The 23,162-nt window shown below is 65.2% G+C and carries 21 protein-coding genes and 1 pseudogene; 12 read left to right on the top strand and 10 right to left on the bottom strand.

All coding sequences use genetic code 11. The features are described from left to right. Positions 1-77: 77 nt before the first annotated feature. Genes AB4070_RS12235 through AB4070_RS12225 form a run of 3 tightly spaced genes read right to left on the bottom strand, consistent with a single transcriptional unit; the run spans position 78 to position 2,937 of the window. Positions 78-995, bottom strand: coding sequence for a hypothetical protein (locus AB4070_RS12235; RefSeq protein ID WP_441980324.1), 918 nt, complete (start codon positions 993-995; stop codon positions 78-80). Further along, positions 992-1,681, bottom strand: coding sequence for a LuxR C-terminal-related transcriptional regulator (locus AB4070_RS12230; RefSeq protein WP_441980323.1), 690 nt, complete (start codon positions 1,679-1,681; stop codon positions 992-994). Before AB4070_RS12230 ends, AB4070_RS12235 begins: the two co-directional genes overlap by 4 nt. After that, entirely contained in the window at positions 1,669-2,937 is a 1,269-nt protein-coding gene (locus tag AB4070_RS12225) for a histidine kinase (RefSeq protein WP_441980322.1), read from the bottom strand. Before AB4070_RS12225 ends, AB4070_RS12230 begins: the two co-directional genes overlap by 13 nt. Positions 2,938-3,064: 127 nt before the next feature. On the opposite strand from AB4070_RS12225, the gene AB4070_RS12220 reads away from it, so the two are divergent. Then, complete coding sequence (locus AB4070_RS12220; RefSeq protein ID WP_441980321.1) at positions 3,065-3,775, top strand: VIT1/CCC1 transporter family protein; 711 nt, start codon at positions 3,065-3,067, stop codon at positions 3,773-3,775. Between the two features lie 70 nt (positions 3,776-3,845). On the opposite strand, the gene AB4070_RS12215 is transcribed toward AB4070_RS12220, so the two are convergent. The 7 genes from AB4070_RS12215 to dnaA form a co-directional block, all read right to left on the bottom strand. Continuing rightward, a complete protein-coding gene (locus tag AB4070_RS12215) occupies positions 3,846-4,250 on the bottom strand; it encodes a DUF3566 domain-containing protein (protein WP_017829919.1) in 405 nt (134 codons plus the stop codon). After that, positions 4,247-6,802, bottom strand: coding sequence for a DNA gyrase subunit A (gene gyrA / locus AB4070_RS12210; protein ID WP_441980320.1), 2,556 nt, complete (start codon positions 6,800-6,802; stop codon positions 4,247-4,249). The genes AB4070_RS12215 and gyrA overlap by 4 nt, the downstream gene beginning before the upstream one ends. Positions 6,803-6,845: 43 nt before the next feature. Further along, the gene (gyrB, locus tag AB4070_RS12205; protein ID WP_082108635.1) at positions 6,846-8,936 is read right to left on the bottom strand and encodes a DNA topoisomerase (ATP-hydrolyzing) subunit B; all 2,091 of its coding nucleotides are present in this window, start codon (positions 8,934-8,936) and stop codon (positions 6,846-6,848) included. 118 nt (positions 8,937-9,054) lie between these two features. Beyond that, positions 9,055-9,573 carry a DUF721 domain-containing protein gene (locus AB4070_RS12200; RefSeq protein ID WP_378876457.1) on the bottom strand — a complete coding sequence of 173 codons (519 nt, stop codon included), beginning with the start codon at positions 9,571-9,573 and terminating at the stop codon, positions 9,055-9,057. After that, positions 9,566-10,756 (bottom strand): DNA replication/repair protein RecF, encoded by a 1,191-nt coding sequence (gene recF, locus AB4070_RS12195; RefSeq protein ID WP_441980319.1) that lies wholly within the window; start codon positions 10,754-10,756, stop codon positions 9,566-9,568. Before recF ends, AB4070_RS12200 begins: the two co-directional genes overlap by 8 nt. Before the next feature lie 95 nt (positions 10,757-10,851). Beyond that, positions 10,852-11,994: a DNA polymerase III subunit beta gene (gene dnaN / locus AB4070_RS12190; protein ID WP_046747969.1), complete on the bottom strand. Its 1,143-nt coding sequence runs from the start codon at positions 11,992-11,994 to the stop codon at positions 10,852-10,854. Positions 11,995-12,489: 495 nt separating this feature from the next. Next, a complete protein-coding gene (dnaA, locus tag AB4070_RS12185) occupies positions 12,490-13,884 on the bottom strand; it encodes a chromosomal replication initiator protein DnaA (RefSeq protein WP_046747968.1) in 1,395 nt (464 codons plus the stop codon). Between the two features lie 316 nt (positions 13,885-14,200). Between dnaA and rpmH the strand changes: the two genes are divergently transcribed. From rpmH to AB4070_RS12130, 11 genes and pseudogenes are all read left to right on the top strand, one after another. Continuing rightward, on the top strand, positions 14,201-14,338 hold the full coding sequence (rpmH, locus tag AB4070_RS12180) for a 50S ribosomal protein L34 (RefSeq protein WP_013584598.1): 138 nt from the start codon (positions 14,201-14,203) through the stop codon (positions 14,336-14,338). 6 nt (positions 14,339-14,344) lie between these two features. After that, positions 14,345-14,701, top strand: a complete 357-nt coding sequence (rnpA, locus tag AB4070_RS12175) for a ribonuclease P protein component (protein ID WP_082108634.1) — start codon at positions 14,345-14,347, stop codon at positions 14,699-14,701. Next, positions 14,698-15,048, top strand: a complete 351-nt coding sequence (yidD, locus tag AB4070_RS12170; RefSeq protein ID WP_046747966.1) for a membrane protein insertion efficiency factor YidD — start codon at positions 14,698-14,700, stop codon at positions 15,046-15,048. The genes rnpA and yidD overlap by 4 nt, the downstream gene beginning before the upstream one ends. A gap of 3 nt (positions 15,049-15,051) precedes the next feature. After that, positions 15,052-16,122: a membrane protein insertase YidC gene (yidC, locus tag AB4070_RS12165; protein ID WP_058630955.1), complete on the top strand. Its 1,071-nt coding sequence runs from the start codon at positions 15,052-15,054 to the stop codon at positions 16,120-16,122. Next, on the top strand, positions 16,119-16,610 hold the full coding sequence (locus tag AB4070_RS12160) for a Jag family protein (RefSeq protein ID WP_441980318.1): 492 nt from the start codon (positions 16,119-16,121) through the stop codon (positions 16,608-16,610). The genes yidC and AB4070_RS12160 overlap by 4 nt, the downstream gene beginning before the upstream one ends. Continuing rightward, a pseudogene (gene rsmG, locus AB4070_RS12155) lies at positions 16,528-17,270 on the top strand (16S rRNA (guanine(527)-N(7))-methyltransferase RsmG). The gene AB4070_RS12160 and the pseudogene rsmG overlap by 83 nt, the downstream one beginning before the upstream one ends. Positions 17,271-18,894: 1,624 nt before the next feature. Further along, entirely contained in the window at positions 18,895-19,770 is an 876-nt protein-coding gene (locus AB4070_RS12150; RefSeq protein WP_441980317.1) for a ParA family protein, read from the top strand. Further along, positions 19,770-20,741 carry a ParB/RepB/Spo0J family partition protein gene (locus AB4070_RS12145; RefSeq protein WP_441980316.1) on the top strand — a complete coding sequence of 324 codons (972 nt, stop codon included), beginning with the start codon at positions 19,770-19,772 and terminating at the stop codon, positions 20,739-20,741. The genes AB4070_RS12150 and AB4070_RS12145 overlap by 1 nt, the downstream gene beginning before the upstream one ends. A gap of 60 nt (positions 20,742-20,801) precedes the next feature. After that, a complete protein-coding gene (locus AB4070_RS12140) occupies positions 20,802-22,250 on the top strand; it encodes a sugar porter family MFS transporter (protein ID WP_441980315.1) in 1,449 nt (482 codons plus the stop codon). A gap of 9 nt (positions 22,251-22,259) precedes the next feature. Further along, complete coding sequence (locus AB4070_RS12135) at positions 22,260-22,595, top strand: hypothetical protein (protein ID WP_046747959.1); 336 nt, start codon at positions 22,260-22,262, stop codon at positions 22,593-22,595. 1 nt (position 22,596) lies between these two features. Further along, complete coding sequence (locus AB4070_RS12130) at positions 22,597-23,127, top strand: GrpB family protein (RefSeq protein WP_441980314.1); 531 nt, start codon at positions 22,597-22,599, stop codon at positions 23,125-23,127. Positions 23,128-23,162 lie beyond the last annotated feature (35 nt).

The following is a 23,162-nucleotide window of genomic DNA, read 5'->3' as shown; positions in this document are numbered from 1 at the left end:
TCCAAGACTTTACCGGAGAAAGACGGAAAATCCGAATCGAGGGGGAGCACCCGGGAGTGTCTCCCCCTCGATCGTGTTCAGCGACCCGGTCGGATGGTCGCGGTGCCGGCCGAGAGAGAGACGTCGATCGTCCTCCGCGAGCTCGACGCCTCATCCACTTCGGCGTTCAGCGTGCCCGCGCTGATCTCCTGGGAGATCGCGTACTCGACGTCGGGAACGGTCAGATCGAGGGTGCCGGCACTCACGTCGATGGACGTCACTGTCGGAGGCGTCCCGGTCAGCTCCACGGTGAGATCGCCTGCGGAGACGCCGAGATCGGCCTGGGTGACGCCGTCGAGAAGGATGTTGGCGCGGCCGGCGCTCATCTGCACATCGAGCTCGCGTGCGGCTCCTTCGATGTCGAGAGCACCCGCGTTCACACCGACATCGAGGATCCCGAAGTCCCCGGCCACATCGAGGCTGCCCGCATCGATGTTCAGGTCGGCATCGAGTCCCGCGTCGCGAAGGCTCTCCGGGAGCGTGAGCACGGCGATCTCCTCCTCACCGAACCAGCCGCCGATCCACCATCCGAAGACCCCCTGCGGGCTCCGCACGACCAGCTCATCGCCGTCGCGTTCGAATCTCCACGGGGTACCGCGTCCGTTCGTGATGGCGAGTGTGGCCTCGTCGACATCGCCGAACTCGACCCGCATGCTGCTGGCGTCGGCGGAGAGGTCGATGCTCTCCAGCCCTGTGACGCTCACGCTCTGCACGGAGTCGGCACGGTTCGAAGCGGCGATGGTGCCGACGGCGGCCGCGGCTGCTGTTCCGCCGGCACCGAGAAGCGCGAGCCCTCCGACCACTGCCGTCACGACCATGACCGCGGTCGCACCGGACGAGCGGCCGGCGGGAGGAGGGGTCGGAGCCGCGTGCGGAGCGTCGGACTGCGGAACCGAGGCGGGTGGCGGGGTGAGCGGGGTGTGTCCGCCCTGGGCCCCGTTGTTGTCGGTGGTCATCGTGCCCCTCCTGTCTGGCCGGTCGGCGGCGTCGTGCCACCGGTGTTCTCGATGTGGGCGAGAGCGGCGAGCACACGGCGGTTGCCCGACTCGTCCTGTTCGAAGCCCAGCTTCTGGAAGATGGAGGTGATGTGCTTCTCGACGCTGGCCTCGGAGAGGAACAGCAGACCGGCGATCGCCTGGTTCGACTTGCCCTCGGCGATCAGGGCGAGCACGGTGCGCTCGCGCTCGGTGAGCCGCAGCATCCGATCGTCACGATTGCGTCGTGTCAGCAGTTGGGCGACGACCTCGGGATCGAGCACGGTGGCTCCTTCGGATATCCGCTGCACGGAAGCGAGGAACTCCGAGACGTCGGCGACCCGATCCTTCAGCAGGTAGCCGAGAGGGCCGCCCTGCGCCGCGATCAGATCGGAGGCGTACCGCTCTTCGACGTACTGGGAGAGCACGAGGATCGCGAGCGAGGGGTGAGTGGACCGCAGACCGAGCGCGGCCCGGATCCCCTCGTCTGTGAAGGTCGGAGGAAGACGTACATCCAGGATGCACAGATCGGGTGCCTCCGTGGCGACGGCCTGATCGAGACCCTCGATGTCGGGAAGAGCAGCGACCACCTGGTGACCGGCGTCTTCGAGCAGACGAACCAGACCCTCGCGCAGCAGGACCGAGTCCTCGCAGATCAGGATGCGCACGGGACGCTCACCTCCAGGCTGGTCGGTCCGCCCTGCGGACTGTCGAGGCGGAAGGTTCCGCCGGCGGCGAGGATGCGGTTCGCGATCCCGTCGAGTCCACCGCCCGGCTGCACCTGCGCGCCTCCGATGCCGTTGTCCTCGACCCGCGCCCACAGCGTGTTGCCGTCGCGCAGTCGCACCACAACACGGGCTTCGCTCGCTCGCGAGTGCTTCGCCGCGTTGGTGAGGGACTCGGCGATCGAGAAGTACACGGCGGCCTCGGCCTCGCGACTGCACCGACCGTCCATCCGCACGTCGAGGTGCACGGGGATGTGGGAGCGTCCGGCGAGTGCCGACAGTGCGGCGTCGAGGCCCCGGTCGTCGAGCACAGAGGCGTGGATGCCGCGTGCGAGCTGACGGAGCTCGGTGATGGCCGCCTTGGTCGAGGTGTGAGCCTCGTTGATGAGTTCCTTCGCCGCACCGGGATCGCTGTCGATCTTCTGCTGAGCGAGCCCGAGCGTCATCCCCACGGAGACGAGACGGGGCTGGACGCCGTCGTGCAGGTCACGCTCGATACGAGTGCGCTCGACATCGGCGGCGCGCACGGCCCCCTCGCGCTGGGCCGTCGAGGTGCGCACACGCTCGGTGAGCTCGGTCTCCCTGCTGCGGATGACGATCGCGAGCGAGAGGGTGCGATGCAGCAGCGCGAGGCCGATGATCCCGACGACGCAGGCTGCGATGCCCAGGATTCCGATGAGCGGGGCCCACTCGGCGGGAATGCCCCCGCCGCCGAACGGTCCCATCACGGAGTCGACGCCGGTGAGCGGTGCGAACGAGATGACGATCGACCAGATCAGACCCCAGAACAGCCGGAGCACGACCCAGCCGAGCACGGCGGAGATGGCGAAGTTGGCGACAGCGCGCCACATGCGTCCGTCGATCGCCTGACGGCCCAATGCGCGCAGCCATCCGACGAAGCCGGGGCGGTCGCGTGGCTGCAGCCGCAGGGGGCCGACCGGTGTCCGATACAGCGAGCCGACCCGAGCGATCTCGAACCAGCCGAGACCGTAGAGGGCATAGACCAAGCCGACGAGCAGGACCAGACCGATACCGGCGACGAAGAGGAGTCCGAGTCCGGTACCGAGAAGGCCTCCGAGCGTGCCGAAGATGGCACCGCCGAGGACGCCGACGCCTGCCAGATGCAGGATCGTGAGGAAGATGCGCAACGGCGGCTTCACCGCCGTTGCGGGGGCCGGGGTCGCAGTCTGAGTGGTCATGGTTCCAAGGTACGGCGGTGGGGGGAGACCACGACAGCGAGCCAACCGGACACTCCGATTCGGGTTTTCCGTAAGAATCCCCGTGGTCGTCGCGGTCCGACCACGACGGTTCTGCTTCACTGGGGGCATGAGTACGCATGAAGGGGAACCGCACGGCACCGGTCTCGGTCAGCGGCTGAACTGGCTGCGCGCGGGAGTGCTCGGTGCGAACGACGGCATCGTCTCGGTCGCCTCACTCGTCGTCGGGGTGGCCGGCGCCACGACCGACAACGCCGCACTTCTCACTGCGGGAATCGCCGGCCTCGTCGGAGGAGCGATCTCGATGGCCCTCGGCGAGTACGTGTCGGTGAGCAGTCAGCGTGACAGTGAGAGGGCGCTGATCGCGAAGGAGCGCGAAGAACTCCGTACCATGCCGGCCGCGGAGCTCGACGAACTCACCCAGCTCTATCGCGACCGCGGGCTCTCGCCGGAGACAGCGCGTCAGGTGGCAGAGGAACTCACCGCTCACGATGCCCTCTCCGCCCATCTGGAAGTGGAACTGGGCATCGATCAGGATGACCTCGTGAACCCGTGGCATGCTGCGCTCTCCTCCGCGGTGGCGTTCACTCTAGGAGCGCTGCTGCCGTTGCTGGCCATCCTCCTTCCCCCTCCGGAATGGCGCGTGCCCGTGACCTTCGTCGCAGTGCTCCTCGCTCTCGCCGTGACGGGAACCCTGTCGGCGAGGATCGGCGGCTCCGCACCGATGCGCGCATCCATACGGCTGGTCGGCGGCGGCGGACTCGCACTGGCGGCGACCTGGCTCATCGGCACCCTCCTCGGGACGACCGGCGTGGTCTAGCGATCCCGCGCCGAGGAACGACGAAGGGCGGGTGCCGCAGCACCCGCCCTTCGTAAATCCGTACCGAGGATCAGTTCGACATGAAGCCGACGAGCAGTCCGCCGGTCACCTTCACCGCGAGGTTGTAGATTCCGGCGACCACGGCGCCGAGCACCGTGAAGACAATCAGGTTCAGGATCGCCACCACGGCGGCGAAAGCCATCACCTGCGGCAGCCCGACGACCTCGGACAGCACGAACGTGTTGTCGGTGATGCCGAGCAGGAAGCTCTCCGCCGTCGTCATGATCCCCGTCGCCTGGAACACCAGGAAGATGAGGAAGAACGAGACCATCGTGACGACAGCGAGAGCCACAGCCCCGAGGAACGAGAGCTTCACGGCCGACCAGAAGTCCACGTAGACCAGTCGGAGGCGTACCTGCTTTCCGCTGGTCTTGCGGGTCGACTTCTTCGCCAGCTTGTCGGCCACTGTGCTCATGCGTCTGTATCCTCAGGGGTCTGGGTCGTCTCGGGGGCCTGGGTCTCTGCGTCCTCCGCATCGGCCTCGTCTTCGGCGAGGCCGCGCTCACCGTTACGGGCGATGGCGAGGATGCGGTCGGCCTCCGTCGTGCGGGCGAACACCACTCCCATGGTGTCTCGACCCTTGGCGGGGACCTCGGCCACGGCAGAGCGTACCACCTTGCCGCTGGACAGAACCACCAAGACCTCGTCGTCCTCGGAGACGATCAGACCACCCGCGAGAGTGCCCCGATCGTCGTTGAGTTTGGCGACCTTGATACCCGTTCCGCCGCGACCCTGCACCCGGTACTCCTCCACCGCGGTGCGCTTCGCGTAACCGCCGTCGGTGACGATGAAGACGAACTTCCCCGGTGCGGCGACAGATGCCGAGAGCAGGCAGTCCTCGTCGATCTTGAACTTCATGCCGCGGACACCGGCCGTCGCCCGGCCCATCGGGCGCAGCGCTTCATCTGTCGCCTCGAAGCGCACCGACATGCCTCGACGGCTGATGAGGAGGATGTCGTCCTCGGCGTTCACGAGCAGCGCGCTGACGAGCTCGTCCTCCTCGTTCAGACGGATCGCGATGACACCGCCCTGACGGTTGGTGTCGTAGTTGTCGAGACGGGTCTTCTTGACCAGTCCGTCACGCGTCGCGAGCACCAGATAGTCCGCCACCTGGTAGTCGCGGATGTCGAGCACCTGGGCGATGTTCTCGTCGGGCTGCAGGGCGAGCAGGTTCGCGACGTGCATGCCCTTCGCGTCGCGACCGGCCTCCGGAACCTCGTAGGTCTTCGCGCGATAGACGCGACCCTTGTCGGTGAAGAACAGCAGCCAGTGGTGCGTGGTCGTCACGAAGAAGTGCTCGACGATGTCGTTCGCCCGCAGCTGGGCGCCCTTGACGCCCTTGCCGCCGCGGTGCTGCGAACGGTAGTTGTCGCTGCGCGTGCGCTTGATGTAGCCCTCGCGCGTGACGGTGACCACCATCTCCTCTTCGGCGATGAGGTCTTCCATCGAGACGTCGCCGTCGAAACCGTGCAGGATGTGGGTGCGCCGCTCGTCGCCGAAACGCTCGACGATGCCGGTCAGCTCTTCCCGGATGATCGTCCGCTGACGACCCTCGTCGGCCAGGATCGCCTTGTAGTCGGTGATCTGCGCCTCGAGCTCGTTGGCCTGATCGATGATCTTCTGACGCTCGAGGGCAGCGAGCCGGCGCAGCTGCATCTGCAGGATCGCATCGGCCTGGATCTCATCGATGTCGAGGAGCTTCTGCAGGCCCTCGTTGGCGTCGGCCGTGGTCTGCGAACGACGGATCAGGGCGATGACCTCATCGAGCGCATCGAGCGCCTTCAGGTACCCGCGCAGGATGTGCATGCGCTTCTCGGCCTCGCGCAGGCGGAACTCCGTGCGTCGCACGATCACGTCGATCTGGTGGGAGATCCAGTTCGAGATGAACCCGTCGATCGCGAGCGTACGGGGGACGCCGTCGACGATCGCGAGCATGTTCGCGCCGAAGTTCTCCTGCAGCTGCGTGTGCTTGTACAGGTTGTTCAGCACGACCTTGGCGACCGCGTCCCGCTTGAGCACCACGACCAGGCGCTGACCCGTGCGGTCCGACGACTCGTCACGGATGTCGGCGATCCCGGTGATCTTGCCGTCACGGGCGAGGTCCCCGATCTTCACCGCCACGTTGTCCGGGTTGACCTGGTACGGCAGCTCGGTGATGACGAGGCAGGTACGACCCTGGATCTCCTCCACGTTGACGACCGCGCGCATGGTGATCGAGCCGCGGCCGGTGCGGTACGCCTCGTGGATGCCCTTGGTGCCGAGGATCTGCGCGCCGGTCGGGAAGTCCGGGCCCGGGATGCGCTGGATCAGGCCTTCGAGCAGTTCCTCGCGCGAGATGCCGGGGTTGTCGAGGGCCCAGAGCGCTGCGTCGGACACCTCGCGCAGGTTGTGCGGTGGGATGTTCGTGGCCATCCCGACCGCGATGCCGACCGAGCCGTTGACGAGCAGGTTCGGGAAGCGGGCAGGCAGGACCGTCGGCTCCTGCGTCTGGCCGTCGTAGTTGTCGGTGAAGTCGACGGTTTCTTCTTCGATGTCCCGCACCATCTCGAGCGCGAGCGGAGCCATCTTGGTCTCGGTGTATCGCGGAGCCGCAGCACCCATGTTGCCGGGGGAGCCGAAGTTACCCTGCCCGAGGGCCAGCGGATACCGCAGCGACCACGGCTGCACCAGTCGCACGAGAGCGTCGTAGATCGCCGAGTCGCCGTGCGGGTGATACTGGCCCATGACCTCGCCGACCACACGAGCGCACTTGGAGAACGACTTGTCGGGACGGAATCCACCGTCGTACATGCCGTAGATGACACGGCGGTGCACCGGCTTGAGGCCATCGCGCACGTCGGGGAGCGCACGCCCCACGATGACGGCCATGGCGTAGTCGAGGTAGCTTCGCTGCATCTCCGACTGCAGGTCTACCTGATCGATCTTGCCGTGGTCGTGTTCCGGCTCGGTGCGTTCTTCGTCAGTCATCAATCAATCTCTCTGTCACACATCTGGTCTGAGCCCGCGGGCATCAGATGTCGAGGAAGCGGACGTCCTTGGCGTTGCGCTGGATGAAGCTGCGTCGGGACTCGACGTCTTCGCCCATCAGCACACTGAAGATCTCGTCGGCCGCGGCCGCGTCTTCGATGGTGATCTGCTGCAGGGTGCGCGTGGTGTGATCCATCGTCGTCTCCCACAGCTCCTTCGGGTTCATCTCACCGAGACCCTTATAGCGCTGGATGCCGGCATCCTTCGGGATGCGCTTCCCGTTCTCGATGCCGTGCTTCAGCAGCGCGTCGCGCTCGGCATCGCTGAACACGTACTCGTGAGCCGAGTTCGACCACTTGAGCCGGTAGAGCGGCGGCATGGCGAGGTACACGAAGCCGGCCTCGATGAGTCCGCGCATGTAGCGGAAGAGGAGTGTCAGTAGCAGCGTGGTGATGTGCTGGCCGTCGACGTCGGCATCGGCCATCAGCACGATCTTGTGATAGCGCGCCTTCTCGATGTCGAATTCCTCGCCGATGCCCGTGCCGAAGGCCTGGATCATCGCCTGGACTTCCTTGTTGCCGAGCGCCTTGTCGAGACGTGCGCGCTCCACGTTGAGGATCTTTCCTCGGAGGGCCAGGATCGCCTGGGTGTGCGGGTCACGACCCTGCACGGCGGAACCACCGGCCGAGTCACCCTCGACGAGGAAGATCTCGCTGATCGACGGATCCTTGCTGGTGCAGTCCTTGAGCTTGTCCGGCATGGCCGCCGATTCGAAGACGCTCTTGCGACGGGCCGTCTCACGGGCCTTCCGCGCGGCGAGACGAGCCGTGGCCGCGTCGATCGCCTTGCGGATGATGTTCTTCGCCTGGTTCGGGTTGCGCTCCAGCCAGTCGCCGAGCTGGTCGCCGACCACCTTCTGCACGAACGCCTTCGCCTCGGTGTTCCCGAGCTTCGTCTTGGTCTGCCCCTCGAACTGCGGCTCGCCGAGCTTGATGGAGATGACCGCGGTCAGTCCCTCGCGCACGTCGTCACCGGAGAGGTTGTCGTCCTTCTCCTTGAGGAGGTTGTTCGCTCGCGCGTACTTGTTGACCAGGGTCGTCAGTGCCGCACGGAAGCCTTCCTCGTGCGTTCCGCCCTCGTGGGTGTTGATGGTGTTGGCGTAGGTGAAGACGTTCTCGGTGTACGAGGTCGTCCACTGCATCGCGACCTCAAGCGAGATCTTGCGCTCGGTGTCCTCCGACTCGAAGGCGATGATCTCGTCGTTGACCACTTCGGCGTGGCGCACCTTGTTGAGGTACTCCACGTAGTCGACCAGACCGCGCTCGTAGAAGAACACGTCACCCGGCTGCTTGGTGACGGTCGCGCCGTCCTCTTCGACCTCGTAGGCCGACGACTCGCGCTCGTCCCGCAGCTCGATGCGCAGCCCCTTGTTGAGGAACGCCATCTGCTGGAACCGCGTGCGGAGGGTGTCGTAATCGAACTCGGTCGTCTCCTGGAAGATCTCCGCGTCGGGCCAGAACGTGATGCTCGTCCCGGTCTCGTCGGTAGCCTCGCCCTTCTCGAGCTTCTGCTGGGGGACACCGCCGTCGGCGAAGCTGTGCCGCCAGACGAATCCCTTCTGCTTGACCTCCACGTCGAACCGCGTCGAAAGGGCGTTCACGACGGAGGAGCCGACACCGTGCAGACCACCGGAGACGGCATAGGCGCCGCCGCCGAACTTTCCGCCGGCGTGCAGGATCGTGAGCACGACCTCGACCGTCGACTTGTTCGGGTCCGACGAGTGCGGGTCGACCGGGATTCCTCGGCCGTTGTCGACGACACGGACGCCGCCGTCGGCGAGCATCGTCACCAGGATCGTGTCGGCATAGCCGGCCAGCGCCTCATCGACCGAGTTGTCGACGATCTCGTAGACCAGGTGGTGCAGGCCTCGGGGACCGGTCGAGCCGATGTACATACCGGGGCGCTTGCGCACAGCCTCGAGGCCTTCGAGGATCTGGATCGAATCCGCACCGTACTCTCCGGGCTGCTTCGCCTTGGGTGCGGGCTGTGGAGTCTGGGTCCCTGAGCCAGTCGAAGGGGCGGGGGTTCCCCCGGTGTTCGATTCCGTCTCGTCAGCAGGGGATTCAGGCGTCATCAGAGGGCATTCTCCACATCGATATCACGAACTCCCATTCTAGCGGAGTTTCGTGGAGAAATGCCGCTCAACGGCCGTGTGTGGGCCTCTGAGCGTTTCGACCCCCTCGGATGGTGCCCTACCCGTAGGTATCGCGCGGGCCCCGTCCTGGAACGGCTCTGGGGCCCCATTTCCAGGAGGGGACGTCCGGTCCGATGAACCGGAGGTTCTCCACGCCCGCATCCGGATACCGTCGTCCGATCTCCGTGAGGATCGTCGCCCGCATGAACTGCAGGTTCTTCGCCCACGCCGTCGAATCGCACTTGACGGTGAGCAGACCGCGCTCCAGTGACACCGGCTCCGAGTGCTTCGCGGTGTCGGCACCCGCGAGGTCGGCCCACTGCCGCACGAGGTCCTCCCGCGCCAGGGTGATCTGCCATCCCGAGTCCCGGCTCAGCTTGTCGAGCACGGCGCCGAGCGCACCCGGATCGCGCCCCGGCGTGAACGGAGCGTTGTCGTCGTCGGTGGTGATGCGCCGCTTGCGCTTCCAGCTCTTCGAACTCGGCTGCAGGCCGCGCAGTCGCAGGTACGTGCCGACCGTCTCCGGGACGTCAGCTGGCGGGGTGGAGACCGGGGGAGTCGATGCCGCGTCAGTCATCCGTCCCCCTTTCGTCGCTGATCGTTCCGGCGCTGATCCGCACCACATGCGCGTGCAGCACCTCGGGGATATCCTCCTCCACCGCTGCCGTCACCACCACCTGTTCGTATCCGGCCGTCAGGGCGGCGAGGCGCTGTCGACGATCGGCATCGAGTTCCGCGAAGACGTCGTCGAGGATGAGGACGGGATCTCCGGCCGGGGACTCGCTGCGCAGCAGCTCCGCCGAGGCGAGCCGCAGCGCGAGTGCCACGGACCAGGACTCGCCGTGCGACGCATAGCCCTTCACCGGGAGATCGCGGACACGCAGCACGAGGTCATCGCGATGCGGACCGGTGAGGGTGAGTCCGCGGTCGAGTTCGTTCGACCGTTTCGCGGCGAGCGAGGCGCGGAACAACTCGGCGATGTGCCCAGGATCTCCGAGGCGGTCGACCGATGATCCGGACTGTTGTCCGTCCGCGGCGTCTTCGCCCTCTTCCGGATCTCCCCCGCCGACCGAGAGGGCCCATTCCAGCTGTGGGCGGTGGTCGGCGCCGGCGATCGCCTCGTACGCATCGGCGACCGGCTGCTGCAGATCCACGGCCAGGCGCTGTCGTGCGGTGATGATCTCCGAACCGAGGGAGACGAGCTTGTCGTCCCAGACATCGAGAGTGCTCAGCGCCTCGCCGCGGATTCCCCTGGCCCGTGCCGACTTCAGGAGCGCGTTCCTTTGCTTGAGAACACGGTCGTAGTCGGCGAGGACGGCGGCGAGTCTCGGTGTGCGCTGGATGAGGAGCTGATCGGTGAACCGACGACGAGCCGAGGGATCGCCTCGCACGATCTGCAGGTCCTCCGGCGCGAACAGGACGACGTGCGCATACCGGGGGAGCTCATTCGGCTTCGACGGCGACCCGTTGATGCGCGCCTTGTTCGATCCCTGCCGGTTCACCTGCACCTCGGCGAGGACACGGCGCTCCCCGTGGGAGAGGCGAGCCCTGATGACGGCGAACTCCTGCCCGTCGCGGACCATCGGTGCGTCTGAGGAGACACGATGCGACCCCAGAGTCGCCAGGAACACGACCGCTTCGGCGAGGTTCGTCTTGCCCTGACCGTTTCTGCCCACGAGGACGTTCGGGCCGCGGTGGAGAGCGAGCTCTGCGGTCGCGTAATTGCGGAAATCGACCAGACTCAGGTGCTCCACAATCACGGAGTCAGCCTACCTTCGGTGTCCGACACCTGATTCAGTGTCGGTGAATCTCGGGAGTTGGGAGGCGTGACGCTCCCTGCTCGCGCCGAGCGGGATCAGCGCAGGAGGAGGTTGGGCTGCAGCAGGTACTTGAACGAGTCGAGGCCGGCCTGATCGACAGAGGTCTGACTCGTGATGAGGACCGGGCTGAGCTTGTTGGCGTTGTCGCTCGACGTGAAGGTCACGCGTACGAACTCGCTCTTCACGGCGCCGAGAGCTTCGATGAGGTACTGCGGATTCAGTCCGAGCGTGACCTCGTCACCGCCGGAGAGGATCGCATCGACCGACTCGGAAGCGCGCGCGTGGTCTCCGCCGGAGGCATCCATGGTGACGCTGTCGTTCGAGAACGTGAAACGCAGAGGAGCGGCGCGATCGAGGACCAGCGATACGCGGCGGACCGCTTCGACGAGGTCGGCCGTGTTCACGACCGCGTAATGGTCCGTCTGCTCGGGGAACAGACGACGGACCGGCGGGAAGTTGCCCTTGATCAGGAGCGAAGTGACGGTCTTGTTCCCTGCGGTGAACGCGATGATCTCGCGGTCGCCGGCTCCGGAGAATGCGACCTGGATCGTTCCGGCGTGCCCGAAGGTCTTCCCGACCTCCAGCAGCGTGCGCGCGGGAACCAGGGCGGTGGCCTCGACCGCTTCGCCGTCCCACGGCACGTCTCGGAGCGAGACACGGTATCGGTCGGTGGCGACAAGGCTCAGGGTCTGACCCGATACCTCGAGCTGCACACCCGTGAGGACCGGTGTCACATCGTCGCGTGAAGCCGCGAACCCGACCTGCGCGATGGCGGTGCCGAAGTCGTCGGCGGGAACGACGCCCGACGAGCCGGTGACCTCCGGGATGGACGGGTATTCCTCGACAGGCATGGCTGCGAGGGTGAACCGCGCGGAGCCGCAGGTCACGGCGATGCCGCCGTCTTCCTCGACCGCGATCTCGATCGGGGCGTTCGGGAGGCGGCTGGCGATGTCCGAGAGAAGTCGACCGTGGACCAGGATCGTGCCCGGTGTCTCCACCGTGGCCTCGATGGTGGTGCGAGCGGAGGCCTCGTAGTCGAATGCTGAGAGCGTGAGGCCGGAGCCGTCCGCCTCGATCAGCACTCCGGCGAGGATCGGCTGAGGGTTGCGCTGCGGCAGGAGCTTGACGACGAACGAGACAGCCTCGCTGAAGACATCGCGGTTGACCTGAAACCTCACGGGTGCTCCCTTGTCGTCGAACTGTGACGCGTTGTCGTCGGCCCTGCCGGTGCAGGGCTTCCCATGCTAGCCCCACAGTCCGGCGTATCCCTACGCCGAGCTTCCTGTCATTCGACGGTCGGCTCTCCACACCGTCTGGTGATCGGATCGCGCCCTGAATGACTTAACTCCTTAACGGTGTTAACAGCTGTGGATACTGTGGATAAGTCGGTGGATAGCAAGAGCGAGTAGGGAACTACACAGTTGTCAGTTGTGGAAACCCTGAGGAATCCGCGGGTTACCGGGGGTGAGGTGCTCGAAGCCCCTCCCGTAGTTATCCACAGGTTTGGGTGATCGACCCACATTCGTCCCGATCGAATCCACGGTCATCCACAAGTTATCCACATGTGCATAGAGGCATCAATCGAGAGATCAGAACCCCTGTCCGGGTGACAAAAAAGGGGAGGTCCGCACCTGATCGGGTGTGGACCTCCCCTTTTTCGGAGACGCGGCGTGTCAGCGGCGTCCGAGCTGGGTCGTGATCTCGGTGACCTGGTTGTAGATGGAGCGACGCTCCTTCATGAGCTCGCTGATCTTCTTGTACGCGTACATGACCGTCGTGTGGTCGCGGTTGCCGAACAGCTGACCGATCTTGGGGAGGGACAGGTTCGTCCGTTCCCGGCACAGGTACATGGCGATCTGCCGAGCGGTGGCGATCTGCTGCGATCGACTGGAGCCGTACAGGTCGTCGACCGTGAGCTTGAAGTACTGCGCGGTCGCCGTGATGATGTCGGTCGGCGAGATGATGTTGTCCTCTGCCGTGTCGATGATGTCGCGCAGCACGGTCTGGGCGAGGGCGATATCGAGAGGCGATCGATTGAGGCTCGCGAACGCGGAGACGCGGATCAGTGCCCCCTCCAGCTCGCGGATGTTCGAGGACACCACGGTGGCGATGTATTCGAGCACCTCGTCGGGGATGTGCAGAGACTCGCTCTGGGCCTTCTTGCGGAGGATGGCGATGCGGGTCTCGAGGTCGGGCGCCTGGACATCGGTGATGAGACCCCACTCGAAGCGGCTGCGCATCCTGTCCTCGAAGCCGGTCAGGAGCTTGGGAGCGACGTCGCTGGTGATGACCACCTGCTTGTTGTGGTCATGCAGGGTGTTGAACGTGTGGAAGAAGGCTTCCTGGGTCTCGGCCCGCCCCTGCAGGAACTGGATGTCGTCGATGAGGAGGATGTCGACTTCCCGGTAGCGCGCCTGGAAGGCAGCACCCCGGTTGTTGGCGATGGAGTTGATGAAGTCGTTCGTGAACTCCTCGCTGGAGACGTATCTGACCTTCACCCCCGCGTAGAGGGACTGCGCGTAGTCGCCGATGGCGTGGAGGAGGTGGGTCTTGCCCAGTCCGGAGTCGCCGTAGATGAAGAGGGGGTTGTACGCCTTGGCAGGTGCTTCGGCGACCGCGACGGCGGCCGCGTGGGCGAAGCGGTTCGATTGGCCGATCACGAAGTTGTCGAAGGTGTACTTCGGGTTGAGGCGCGACTCGTGGCGCATCGGGGTGGGCGCCGGTTCCATCGGGGATTCGCTGCGCGTCTGCTCCTGACGACCGAAGTCGCCGACGGCGATCGGCGCGGTCTGCTGCTCGGCGAGCTCGTGGTTGACCACGACTCGGTAGGAGGTGACCTCCTCGCCGATGTGGGAGAGGGCCTCCATGATCGGGAGACGGAGACGTTTGTTGATCTGCGCGGCCGTGAGATCGTTCGGGACCTCGAGATAGAGCGTGGCCGACATCACTCCGGCAGGGACAGCCAGACTGAGGAAGCCCTGCAGTTGAGGTGTCACCCTGTCGTCGTCGACCAGAAGCTCCTGCACCGTGGTCCAGATGGGGACGTCGGGCTGGGCAGGTGAGGACATGACGCTCCGGACGGGTGATCGAGGCGGGGTCTACGTGCCGTGTCCCCTGTGGATAACTTAGGATGCCACGGTAGTCATCCCGGCTGTGAACGGCAACCTGCCCTTGGAATCACGCGGGCGTGTTGCGTCGACGCGAGGTCGGGAGGTTGTGGATAATGGCTGTGCACCCGGTTCCGCGCGACGGCTCCGTGAGAGCCCAGATTTGCTCTGTGCGCCGGTAAGACGTACCCTTACTTGGTTGACTTATGCCATTTTTGGCAGTACCCCATGTCTCCGGTCGAAGTGAACCCGGTGGCAGCATTCCCGGAGTGATTCCATGAGCAAGCGCACCTTCCAGCCCAACAACCGTCGTCGCGCCAAGAAGCACGGCTTCCGCGCCCGCATGCGTACGCGTGCCGGCCGTGGCATCCTCGCCGCCCGCCGCGCGAAGGGCCGCACCGAGCTCTCTGCGTAGTCCGCTGTGCTCGCCCGCCCGTATCGGCTGACTCGCGGGAGCGACTATCGTCTGGTCGTTCGTCGCGGATCCCGTTGTGGCGGGGCGCGTGTCATCACCTCGGTGCTGACCACGGGCGAGAACAGAGCCGCGAGGTTCGGATTCATCATCAGCAAACAGGTGGGCACCGCAGTGGTGCGCAACTCCGTGCGCCGTCGGCTCAAGGCCGTGTGCGCGGAGGCGCTTCCACGGGTCCCTGAGGGCACGGATGTCGTCATCCGTGCCCTTCCTGCTTCTGCGACCGCCTCTTACGCGGAGCTCCGAGCCGATGTCGATCGGTGCCTCCGCCGCCTGGAGCCGGCGGCTTCCGCGGTGTCGGCATGACCGCCCTTCCGGCGTCGTCCGTCGGCACCGCACATCTGCATGCGCAGGACCTGGTGCGGAGCATTCCGGTGATCCCGCGGAATCTCGTACTCGGGTTCCTCACCGCTTACCGCAAGGTCATCTCGCCGATGTATGGAGATGTCTGTGCGTACTACCCCAGCTGTTCCGCCTACGCTGTAGGTGCGGTGCAGCAGCACGGCGCAGTGAAGGGGGCGGCGCTCTCTGCATGGCGCATCCTCCGCTGCAACCCCTGGACCACCGGCGGCGTCGATGACGTCCGTCCGCACGAACACTTCCGTTACGACCTGACCGCACACGGTTTCGTCGTCCCTTCCCGAAAGGACTGATCGGTGGGTCTTGACCTTCTGCTCGCCAGCGCGACTCCCAGCCCTCAACCGGCGGGGGGTGGCTTCGATCTGATCGGCACCATCCTGTGGCCGCTCAAGTGGGTGGTCGAGCTCATCCTCGTCGCCTGGCACTGGCTGCTCACCGCTGTCGGTCTGCCCGCGGCCTCCGGCATCACCTGGGTGTTGTCGATCGTCGGACTCGTGATCGTCGTCCGTGCTGCTCTCATTCCGCTGTTCGTCAAGCAGATCAAGAGTCAGCGCAAGATGATGGAAATCGCTCCTGAGCTGCGAAAAGTTCAGGAGAAGTACCGCGGCAAGAAGGATCAGCTCTCTCGTGAGGCCATGAGCCGCGAGACCATGGCGCTGTACAAGAAGCACGGCACGACACCGATGTCGAGCTGTCTGCCGCTTCTGGTGCAGATGCCGATCTTCTTCTCGCTCTACAGCGTGCTGAGCGATGTCAGCAAGCACGCTCGAGACAACATCGGTGGTGTCGGTCTCCTCAGCCCGGAGCTGACGAAGGAGTTCTACGACGCGAAGCTGTTCGGTGTGGCGTCGCTGCACGAGACGCTGGGTAACGCGATCGATGCGCAGAACACGACGGCGATCATCATCCTGGTCACGCTCGTGGTGCTCATGATCGGGTCGCAGTTCTTCACCCAGTTGCAGATCATCTCGAAGAACCTGTCGCCCGAGGCCAAGACCGGCCAGGCGTACCAGATGCAGAAGATCATGCTCTACGTGCTGCCGCTGGGCTTCATCTTCTCGGGTGTCTTCTTCCCGCTCGGCGTCGTCGTGTACTGGTTCATCTCGAACCTCTGGACCATGGGACAGCAGTTCCTCGTCATCCGCGAGATGCCCACTCCCGGTTCCGAAGCCGCCAAGGCTCGCGAGGAGCGTCTCGCACGCAAGGGCAAGGCGATCGATTCCTCTGGCAAGGTCGTCCCGATGGCCGCCTATGAGGCGGAGCAGCAGCGTCTGCTCGAAGAGGCCGAGAAGGCGAAGGCCGAAGCACCGAAGCGTCAGCAGCCGGTCGGCAAGAAGCGTGCGAAGAAGAAGGGGAGCGGTTCATGAGCGAGACCATGACCGACAGCACCGAGCCGACGGTGGCTCAGCTCGAGAACGAGGGAGACGTCGCGGCGGACTACCTCGAGGAACTTCTCGATATCGCGGACATCGACGGTGATCTGAACCTCGATGTGCGGCAGGGACGGGCATACGTCTCTGTCGAGGCTGAGGGCGACGCGCTTGCGTTGCTCTCCGCTCCGGAGACCGTCCAGGCACTCCAGGAACTGACCCGTCTCGCCGTCCAGAGCAAGACCGGTTCCTTCTCGCGACTGATCCTCGACATCGCAGGTTCGCGCGACACGCGTCGTCGTCAGCTGGAGACCCTGGTCGATGCCGCGGCCGCCAAACTCGACGAGGGTTCTTCCCAGGCATCTCTTCCCTCGATGTCGAGCTATGAGCGCAAGCTCGTCCATGACATTGCCGCCGACCGGGGCCTGGTCTCCGAGTCCTACGGCGAGGGCGCTGACCGTCACACGGTCCTCCGTCGACGCTGACGTTTCACGTGAAACATCGTTCGAACGGGGACGCTCATGAGTGATCTGGAGCAGGAACCCTCCTCCGCTGCCGTTCTCTTCGGGGATCGCATCGACGTGGCCCGTGCTTTCACGGCGGCTCTTTCGCGCGAGGGGGAGGAACGCGGCCTCATCGGCCCCCTCGAGCTCCCGCGCCTGTGGACGAGACACATCCTCAACAGCGCGATCGCTGCTCCGCTGTTTCACGGTTCGGTGGCGGATATCGGTTCGGGGGCCGGCCTGCCGGGACTGGTGCTCGCAATCGCCCGTCCTGATGTGCAGTGGACGCTGATCGAGCCGATGGAGCGACGGGTCACCTGGCTCAATGAACAGGTGGAAGCGCTGGATCTGTCGAACGTGGCTGTGCTGCGAGCTCGCGCGGAGGACGTACGTCCTCCGGAGGGCTTCGATATGGTCACTGCTCGTGCGGTGAGTGCGCTCCGGACGTTGATTCCGCTGACCGCACCGCTGGTTCGTGACGGTGGCGAGCTCACACTGCTCAAAGGCATGAACGCCGCGAACGAGATCGATGCGGCGCAGAAGCAGATCAAGAAGTTCCGGCTCTCGGACGTCCGAGTCGAGGTGCTGGGTGAGGGAGTCATCCCCGAGACGACTCGGGTGGTTCGCGCTCGCGTCCGTTAGACAGGTCTTTGTCGAAGTGGGGTGTTTCACGTGAAACACCCCCTTCGTGTTCATGGGAAGGGTCTCATCGCTCGGACAGCGCCGTCTCCATGCATTGATGGCCGTAATGCGATCGCTCCGCGCATGACCAGCCAGGGCGATCACGACCTCGACGAGACTGATGGCCTGTCTGAAGGCGGAGTTTCACGCCGCACGCAGCGCGATGTTCGGCGGGGGGAGGCCCTATCGACGCAGCTCTCCGGATGGGTCACCTCGAGAACGCGATCGGCATCATGTCGATCGGAGAGTTGTGCATAGCTGGGGAGAAGCTCGGAGTCGTTGAGCACTACGTCTTGTGAGCACCACAAGCCAGGCGTCCTCGTGCGCTCGTCGTGAGGGGTGCTGCGCTCGTTCGCGTAGGCGATGTTTCACGTGAAACATGGACACTACTGGGGAGTTCCGGGCGCGTGGCGATCTGGGAGCAGAGGAGCCGACTAGGGGTATCTGGCGTAGAGCCCTGCGACATCGGTGGCGCGACATTCTTGGCACACCACCCGTGGCACGAAGCCCTGGCATGGATCCAGGGGCTACCCCTGCATGATGGGATGGTCCACCGTGAGAGATCGGCGGCCGGAAATCACCCGGCCTAGGTTCAGGTGACGTTCGACATCGGGAGGCGCCGGCTTCATGTTTCGCCTCTCGACCGAGTTTCACGTGAAACATGCAGACCGGACTGCTGATGAAGCTGCTCGGTCGAAGAGGGTGGGCGGAGTCATCCTCCGTGTAATAGAGGACAGATCTGTCGTGCTCTGGAAGCGCCTGAGAATAGACGGAGTGTCGCAGGCATCCGGGGGATAGAGGCTCCTGGCGGCTGCTCGACGGATGACATGCACCGGCTTTCTGGCGTTGCCTGGCGACGGTGTTTCACGTGAAACATGCAGACCGGACCGCCTACGACAGCTCCTTGGTCGAGGGGAGTTGGCTGAGTCATCCTCTGGGCCGTAGAGAACAGTTCTGTCGTGCGCCTGAAGCTGCGGAGAATGGACGGAGTGTCGCAGGTATCCGGGGGATAGATGCTCCTGGTGGCTGCTCGGCGGATGGCCTGCGCCGGCTGCGTGGACGCAGGGAGCTCTGAGACCACACCCGTGGCGCCGCGCAGGCGGGTTCTTCTTCACCGTGGCCGGCCAGAGGCGTGAGGACCGCTCCCGTCCGAATCAGGGGGTGGTGGCACCGAAAGACGACCGACGTGGGCCTTGCCGAGCGCAGCGACATTCGTCTGTCGGCCGGTGCACCGTGCGGCGGCCCCGGCACACTCCGCATGCGGCGGGACTCCTGCAGGTGAGGTGCGCCATACCCGCCTGCACCGGGAGGGCCAGCCCGGCACGCCAGTGGTCGTGATCCTGGCCGCAGTACGCACTGTTTCACGTGAAACACGCGCGAAGCGATGCGGGCAGCGGAACGGAAGAAGCCGGTACCGCGGAGACTGGCCGCGGGAAAGACGACCCCGACGTGGTTCGCTCGAGGTGCGAGAGTGCTCTCGTCATCGAACGTCTCTGCTTGCGATTAGAGTGGAACGCGGCCCCGAAAGGAGTGGATGTTTCACGTGAAACCATCCGAGAAGACATCCTCGAGCGAATCGTTCGGGATGGACACGCCGCTTGCGCGGGAACTCGCTGACCTCTCCGCCCGCAGGCGCGCACTCGAAGGGGTTGCCGTGGAGTTCACCGGGGAAACCCGCGTTCTCACGGTGTCGAACCAAAAGGGTGGAGTGGGAAAGACCACCACCGCCGTGAACATCGCTTCGGCACTGGCAGGGATGGGCGGGAAGGTGCTGGTCATCGACCTCGACCCGCAGGGCAACGCATCCACAGCCCTGGGAGTACCCCACAGTGCTGAGGTCTCCAGTGTCTACGACGTACTGATCGACGAGCTTCCGCTGGCAGAGATCGTGCAGCAGAGCCCGGAGGATCCGAACCTCTTCTGCGCACCGAGCACGATCCATCTCGCGGGGGCGGAGATCGAGCTGGTCGCGCAGGTGGCTCGAGAGCATCGCCTTCGTCGCGCGCTCGACGTGTACCTCGAAGAGCACCCGATGGACTTCGTCATCATCGACTGCCCACCCTCCCTGGGCCTGCTCACGATCAATGCCTTCACCGCTGCGACAGAAGTATTCATCCCCATTCAGTGCGAGTACTACGCACTCGAGGGACTGAGCCAGCTGCTCGGCAGCATTCAGATGATCCAGAAGCACCTGAATCCGGTGCTCCACCTCTCGACGATCCTGCTGACGATGTTCGACGGACGTACCCGTCTGGCGCAGCAGGTCGCGGAGGAAGTGCGGACGCACTTCCCCGAGCAGGTGCTGGAGACCGTGATCCCTCGATCCGTACGGGTATCCGAGGCCCCGAGTTTCGGCCAGACCGTGATCGCCTACGACGCCCAATCCGCCGGCGCGATCGCGTACCGTGAGGCCGCTGTTGAGATCGCGTCGCGCAGAGCGACGCAGAGCAAGGAGAAATGATGGCGAAGCGCACTGGACTGGGCCGCGGCATCGGTGCCCTCATTCCCACGGCGGATCAGTCGGAACGTCCCGTCGATGTCTTCTTCCCGGGCGCGAGCCTGCGACAGACGAGCACCGAGGCGGTTCCCGCGGCCGATGTCGAGGCGCCGGAACTCGAGAGTGTTCCCGGCATTCATCTGATCCAGGTCGACCCGAACAGCATCGTCGCGAATCCGCGTCAGCCTCGGACGCACTTCGACCCGGAAGATCTCGCAGAGCTGGTGCACAGCGTCCGCGAGTTCGGGGTGCTGCAGCCCGTCGTGGTTCGCAAGAACGCCGACGGCGAGTACGAGCTCATCATGGGGGAGCGCCGTACACGCGCTGCGCGCGAGGCCGGCCTCGACGTCATCCCCGCGATCGTCCGTGACACCGCAGACGAGGATCTCCTGCGTGACGCCCTGCTGGAGAACCTCCATCGTTCGGAGCTGAACCCACTCGAAGAGGCCTCTGCATACCAGCAGCTGCTCGATGACTTCGGAATCACCCAGGAGGAGCTGGCCACGCGCATCGGCCGTTCCCGCCCGCAGATCAGCAACACGATCCGACTGCTGAAGCTCCCCGTCCCCGTGCAGCAGCGGGTGGCCGCAGGAGTTCTCACCGCCGGGCACGCGCGTGCGATCCTGAGTCTCGACACCCCGGAGTCGATGCAGCGCCTTGCGGACAAGGTCGTGAATGAAGACCTCTCTGTGCGCGCGACGGAGGAGGCGGCGAAGGCACAGCCCCGTGCCGGGTCGTCGGCGAAGCCGACCCCGGGTGCGCGACGCGCGTATCTGGATGAGGTGGCCGGCAAACTCGGAGACCGTCTCAACACGCGCGTGAAGATCGCGCTCGGAGCGCGAAAAGGGCAGGTCACTATCGATTTCGCTTCCATCCAGGATCTCAATCGGATTCTCGAGGAACTCGGAGAAGGCGGTTACGGCTCGTCGAAGTGAGGTCCCGCCGGCGGCAGCGCTAGCCTAGACTCGCGTCATCGTGACGACGAGGGGGATGTCATGTCGAGAACAGCCGGTCCAGCAGCCATCAAGCGCCGTGTGATCGCGGTCAGCATCGCCGCCGCGTTGGGTGGATTCCTCTTCGGATTCGACACGGCTGTGATCAACGGGGCGGTCGACGCGCTCGCGGGCGACGTCTCCGGATTCGACCTCGGTACTGCGCTCAAGGGTTTCGCCGTGTCGTCGGCCCTCATCGGCTGTGCGGTGGGCGCGTGGTTCGCCGGCCCCGTCTCCAACAAGTACGGACGCATCCCCGTGATGGTGGTCGCGGCCACGATGTTCTTCATCTCCGCGATCGGGTCCGGTCTCGCCTTCAGCGTCGTCGACCTCATCATCTGGCGGGTGATCGGGGGACTGGGTGTCGGTGCCGCCTCCGTGATCGCGCCGGCGTACATCGCCGAGGTGTCACCCGCAGCGATCAGAGGGCGCCTCGGCTCGCTGCAGCAGCTGGCGATCGTCACCGGTATCTTCGCCGCGCTGCTCTCCGATGCGCTGCTCGCGGGCATCGCCGGCGCGGCGGACCAGCCGCTGTGGGGGCTCACCGCCTGGCGCTGGATGTTCATGGTCGCCGCGATCCCTGCGCTGGTCTACGGCCTCGTCTCGCTGCGACTCCCGGAATCTCCGCGTTATCTGGTGCGCAAGGGCGAGCTGAAACGGGCGGCCGATGTGCTGGAGACCGTCACCGGCACCGTCGATGTCCAGGGCAAGATCGAGGAGATCACCGGGACGATCGACACGGAGCGCTCGGAATCGTTGCGTGATCTGCGTGGTAACCGCCTGGGGCTGAAGCCCATCGTCTGGATCGGCATCCTGCTGTCCGTGTTCCAGCAGTTCGTCGGCATCAATGTCATCTTCTACTACTCGACGACGCTCTGGCAGTCGGTGGGCTTCGATGAGTCGAGTGCTCTCCTGACCTCTGTCATCACCTCGGTCACGAACATCGTGGTCACGATCGTGGCAATCCTGCTTGTCGACAAGATCGGTCGCCGGATCATGCTGCTGGTGGGTTCGGTCGGCATGACCGTGACACTCGGCCTCATGGCAGTGGCTTTCTCGTTCGGCACGCTGGATGCGCAGGGGACGGCGACGCTCCCCGATCCGTGGGCCACGATCGCCCTGATCTGCGCGAACGGATTCGTTGTGTTCTTCGGTGCGAGCTGGGGGCCGCTGGTCTGGGTTCTGCTCGGCGAGATCTTCCCGAACTCCATCAGGGCCGGAGCCCTCGCGGTGGCCGCAGCGGCACAGTGGCTCGCGAACTTCTTCATCTCCACGACCTTCCCGGCCTTCGCCGAGATCGGCCTCACGTTCGCCTACGGGTTCTACGCGTTCTTCGCGCTCCTGTCGTTCTTCTTCGTGTTCTTCAAGGTGCCGGAGACCAAGGGCAGGGAGCTCGAAGACATGACGGAGAACATGAAGGTGGAGCGCCGGAGACGTCCGCAGCGGACGTAGGCTGGAAGCATGACCGAGTCCGTACAGCGCCGCGCCAGCCTGGAAGTGCTGCGCGCCGAAGCATCGGACGAACTCGCGGTCCTCATCCAGGAGCGGCTTCTCGGGGGAGAGGATCCGTGGGAGTTCATGGAGGAGCTCCCGAGCGTCGACGAACTCGTCGTCTACCTGCTGCGCGCAGACAACATCAATGCGAACGACGGTGTGCGCCCCAATGCGGCGAGGCACTACCGGGTGCTGCGGCAGATCGCCCTGGAGTACCCGGAGCTGACCTCGGCGGTCTGGGGCCTCCTGGACGAGAAGCAGCGCCACCGCCGCTGGGATCCGACCGTCGCCGACGCTTCCTGACGTGGAGGTCGCGCTCTTCCCGCATGACCCGACGTGGTCGGAGACCTTCACACGTGTCGCGGCGGAACTGCGCAGGCACGGGAATCCGGACTGGCTCGTCGAACACATCGGATCCACGGCGATCCCCGGGATGAGTGCGAAGCCGATCATCGACGTCGCGGTGCGCATTGCCGACGACGAGGATCTCGACCTCCATCGACCGGGGCTCGAGGCCGCAGGATGGGCGGTCGGGAGCAGTGTGCGAAGCCATCGGGTGATGATCATCGAGGAGAATGGTGTGCGGACGCAGATCGCCCACTTCTTCGAAGCGGCCGATTGGGATCAGGTGAACCAGCGCATCCTTCGCGACTGGCTGTTGCAGAACCCGGAGGATGCCCAGCTCTACGAGCGGGCGAAGCACGCTGCGGTTGACGCTTCGCGCAGGGGAGAAGAGTCGTACAACGCGGGGAAGACCGCGGTGGTTCAGCTCCTCGTCGACCGTGCACGTGCTGCTCGCGGACTGCCGTCGGTCTCCGTGTACGACAAAGACTGAACCGAGCGGTCCGCGGGCCGGCTGGAGCACAGATA

It is taken from the genome of Microbacterium sp. 2RAF4 (assembly GCF_052115285.1).
In the GTDB taxonomy this organism is placed as follows: domain Bacteria; phylum Actinomycetota; class Actinomycetes; order Actinomycetales; family Microbacteriaceae; genus Microbacterium; species Microbacterium oxydans.
The sequence above is the reverse complement of the archived record's forward strand: the minus strand, read 5'-3'. Positions and strand labels throughout refer to the sequence as shown.

Excerpts from the sequence above, each read along its gene's own strand:
- AB4070_RS12215 (WP_017829919.1), bottom strand. The coding sequence starts at position 4,250 with ATGAGCACAGTGGCCGACAAGCTGGCGAAGAAGTCGACCCGCAAGACC.
- gyrB (WP_082108635.1), bottom strand. The coding sequence starts at position 8,936 with ATGACGCCTGAATCCCCTGCTGACGAGACGGAATCGAACACCGGGGGA.
- AB4070_RS12220 (WP_441980321.1), top strand. The coding sequence starts at position 3,065 with ATGAGTACGCATGAAGGGGAACCGCACGGCACCGGTCTCGGTCAGCGG.
- AB4070_RS12160 (WP_441980318.1), top strand. The coding sequence starts at position 16,119 with ATGAGCGAGACCATGACCGACAGCACCGAGCCGACGGTGGCTCAGCTC.
- rpmH (WP_013584598.1), top strand. The coding sequence starts at position 14,201 with ATGAGCAAGCGCACCTTCCAGCCCAACAACCGTCGTCGCGCCAAGAAG.
- gyrA (WP_441980320.1), bottom strand. The coding sequence starts at position 6,802 with ATGACTGACGAAGAACGCACCGAGCCGGAACACGACCACGGCAAGATC.
- yidD (WP_046747966.1), top strand. The coding sequence starts at position 14,698 with ATGACCGCCCTTCCGGCGTCGTCCGTCGGCACCGCACATCTGCATGCG.
- dnaA (WP_046747968.1), bottom strand. The coding sequence starts at position 13,884 with ATGTCCTCACCTGCCCAGCCCGACGTCCCCATCTGGACCACGGTGCAG.
- AB4070_RS12200 (WP_378876457.1), bottom strand. The coding sequence starts at position 9,573 with ATGACTGACGCGGCATCGACTCCCCCGGTCTCCACCCCGCCAGCTGAC.
- AB4070_RS12140 (WP_441980315.1), top strand. The coding sequence starts at position 20,802 with ATGTCGAGAACAGCCGGTCCAGCAGCCATCAAGCGCCGTGTGATCGCG.
- AB4070_RS12150 (WP_441980317.1), top strand. The coding sequence starts at position 18,895 with ATGGACACGCCGCTTGCGCGGGAACTCGCTGACCTCTCCGCCCGCAGG.
- AB4070_RS12235 (WP_441980324.1), bottom strand. The coding sequence starts at position 995 with ATGACCACCGACAACAACGGGGCCCAGGGCGGACACACCCCGCTCACC.
- AB4070_RS12135 (WP_046747959.1), top strand. The coding sequence starts at position 22,260 with ATGACCGAGTCCGTACAGCGCCGCGCCAGCCTGGAAGTGCTGCGCGCC.
- AB4070_RS12145 (WP_441980316.1), top strand. The coding sequence starts at position 19,770 with ATGGCGAAGCGCACTGGACTGGGCCGCGGCATCGGTGCCCTCATTCCC.
- AB4070_RS12225 (WP_441980322.1), bottom strand. The coding sequence starts at position 2,937 with ATGACCACTCAGACTGCGACCCCGGCCCCCGCAACGGCGGTGAAGCCG.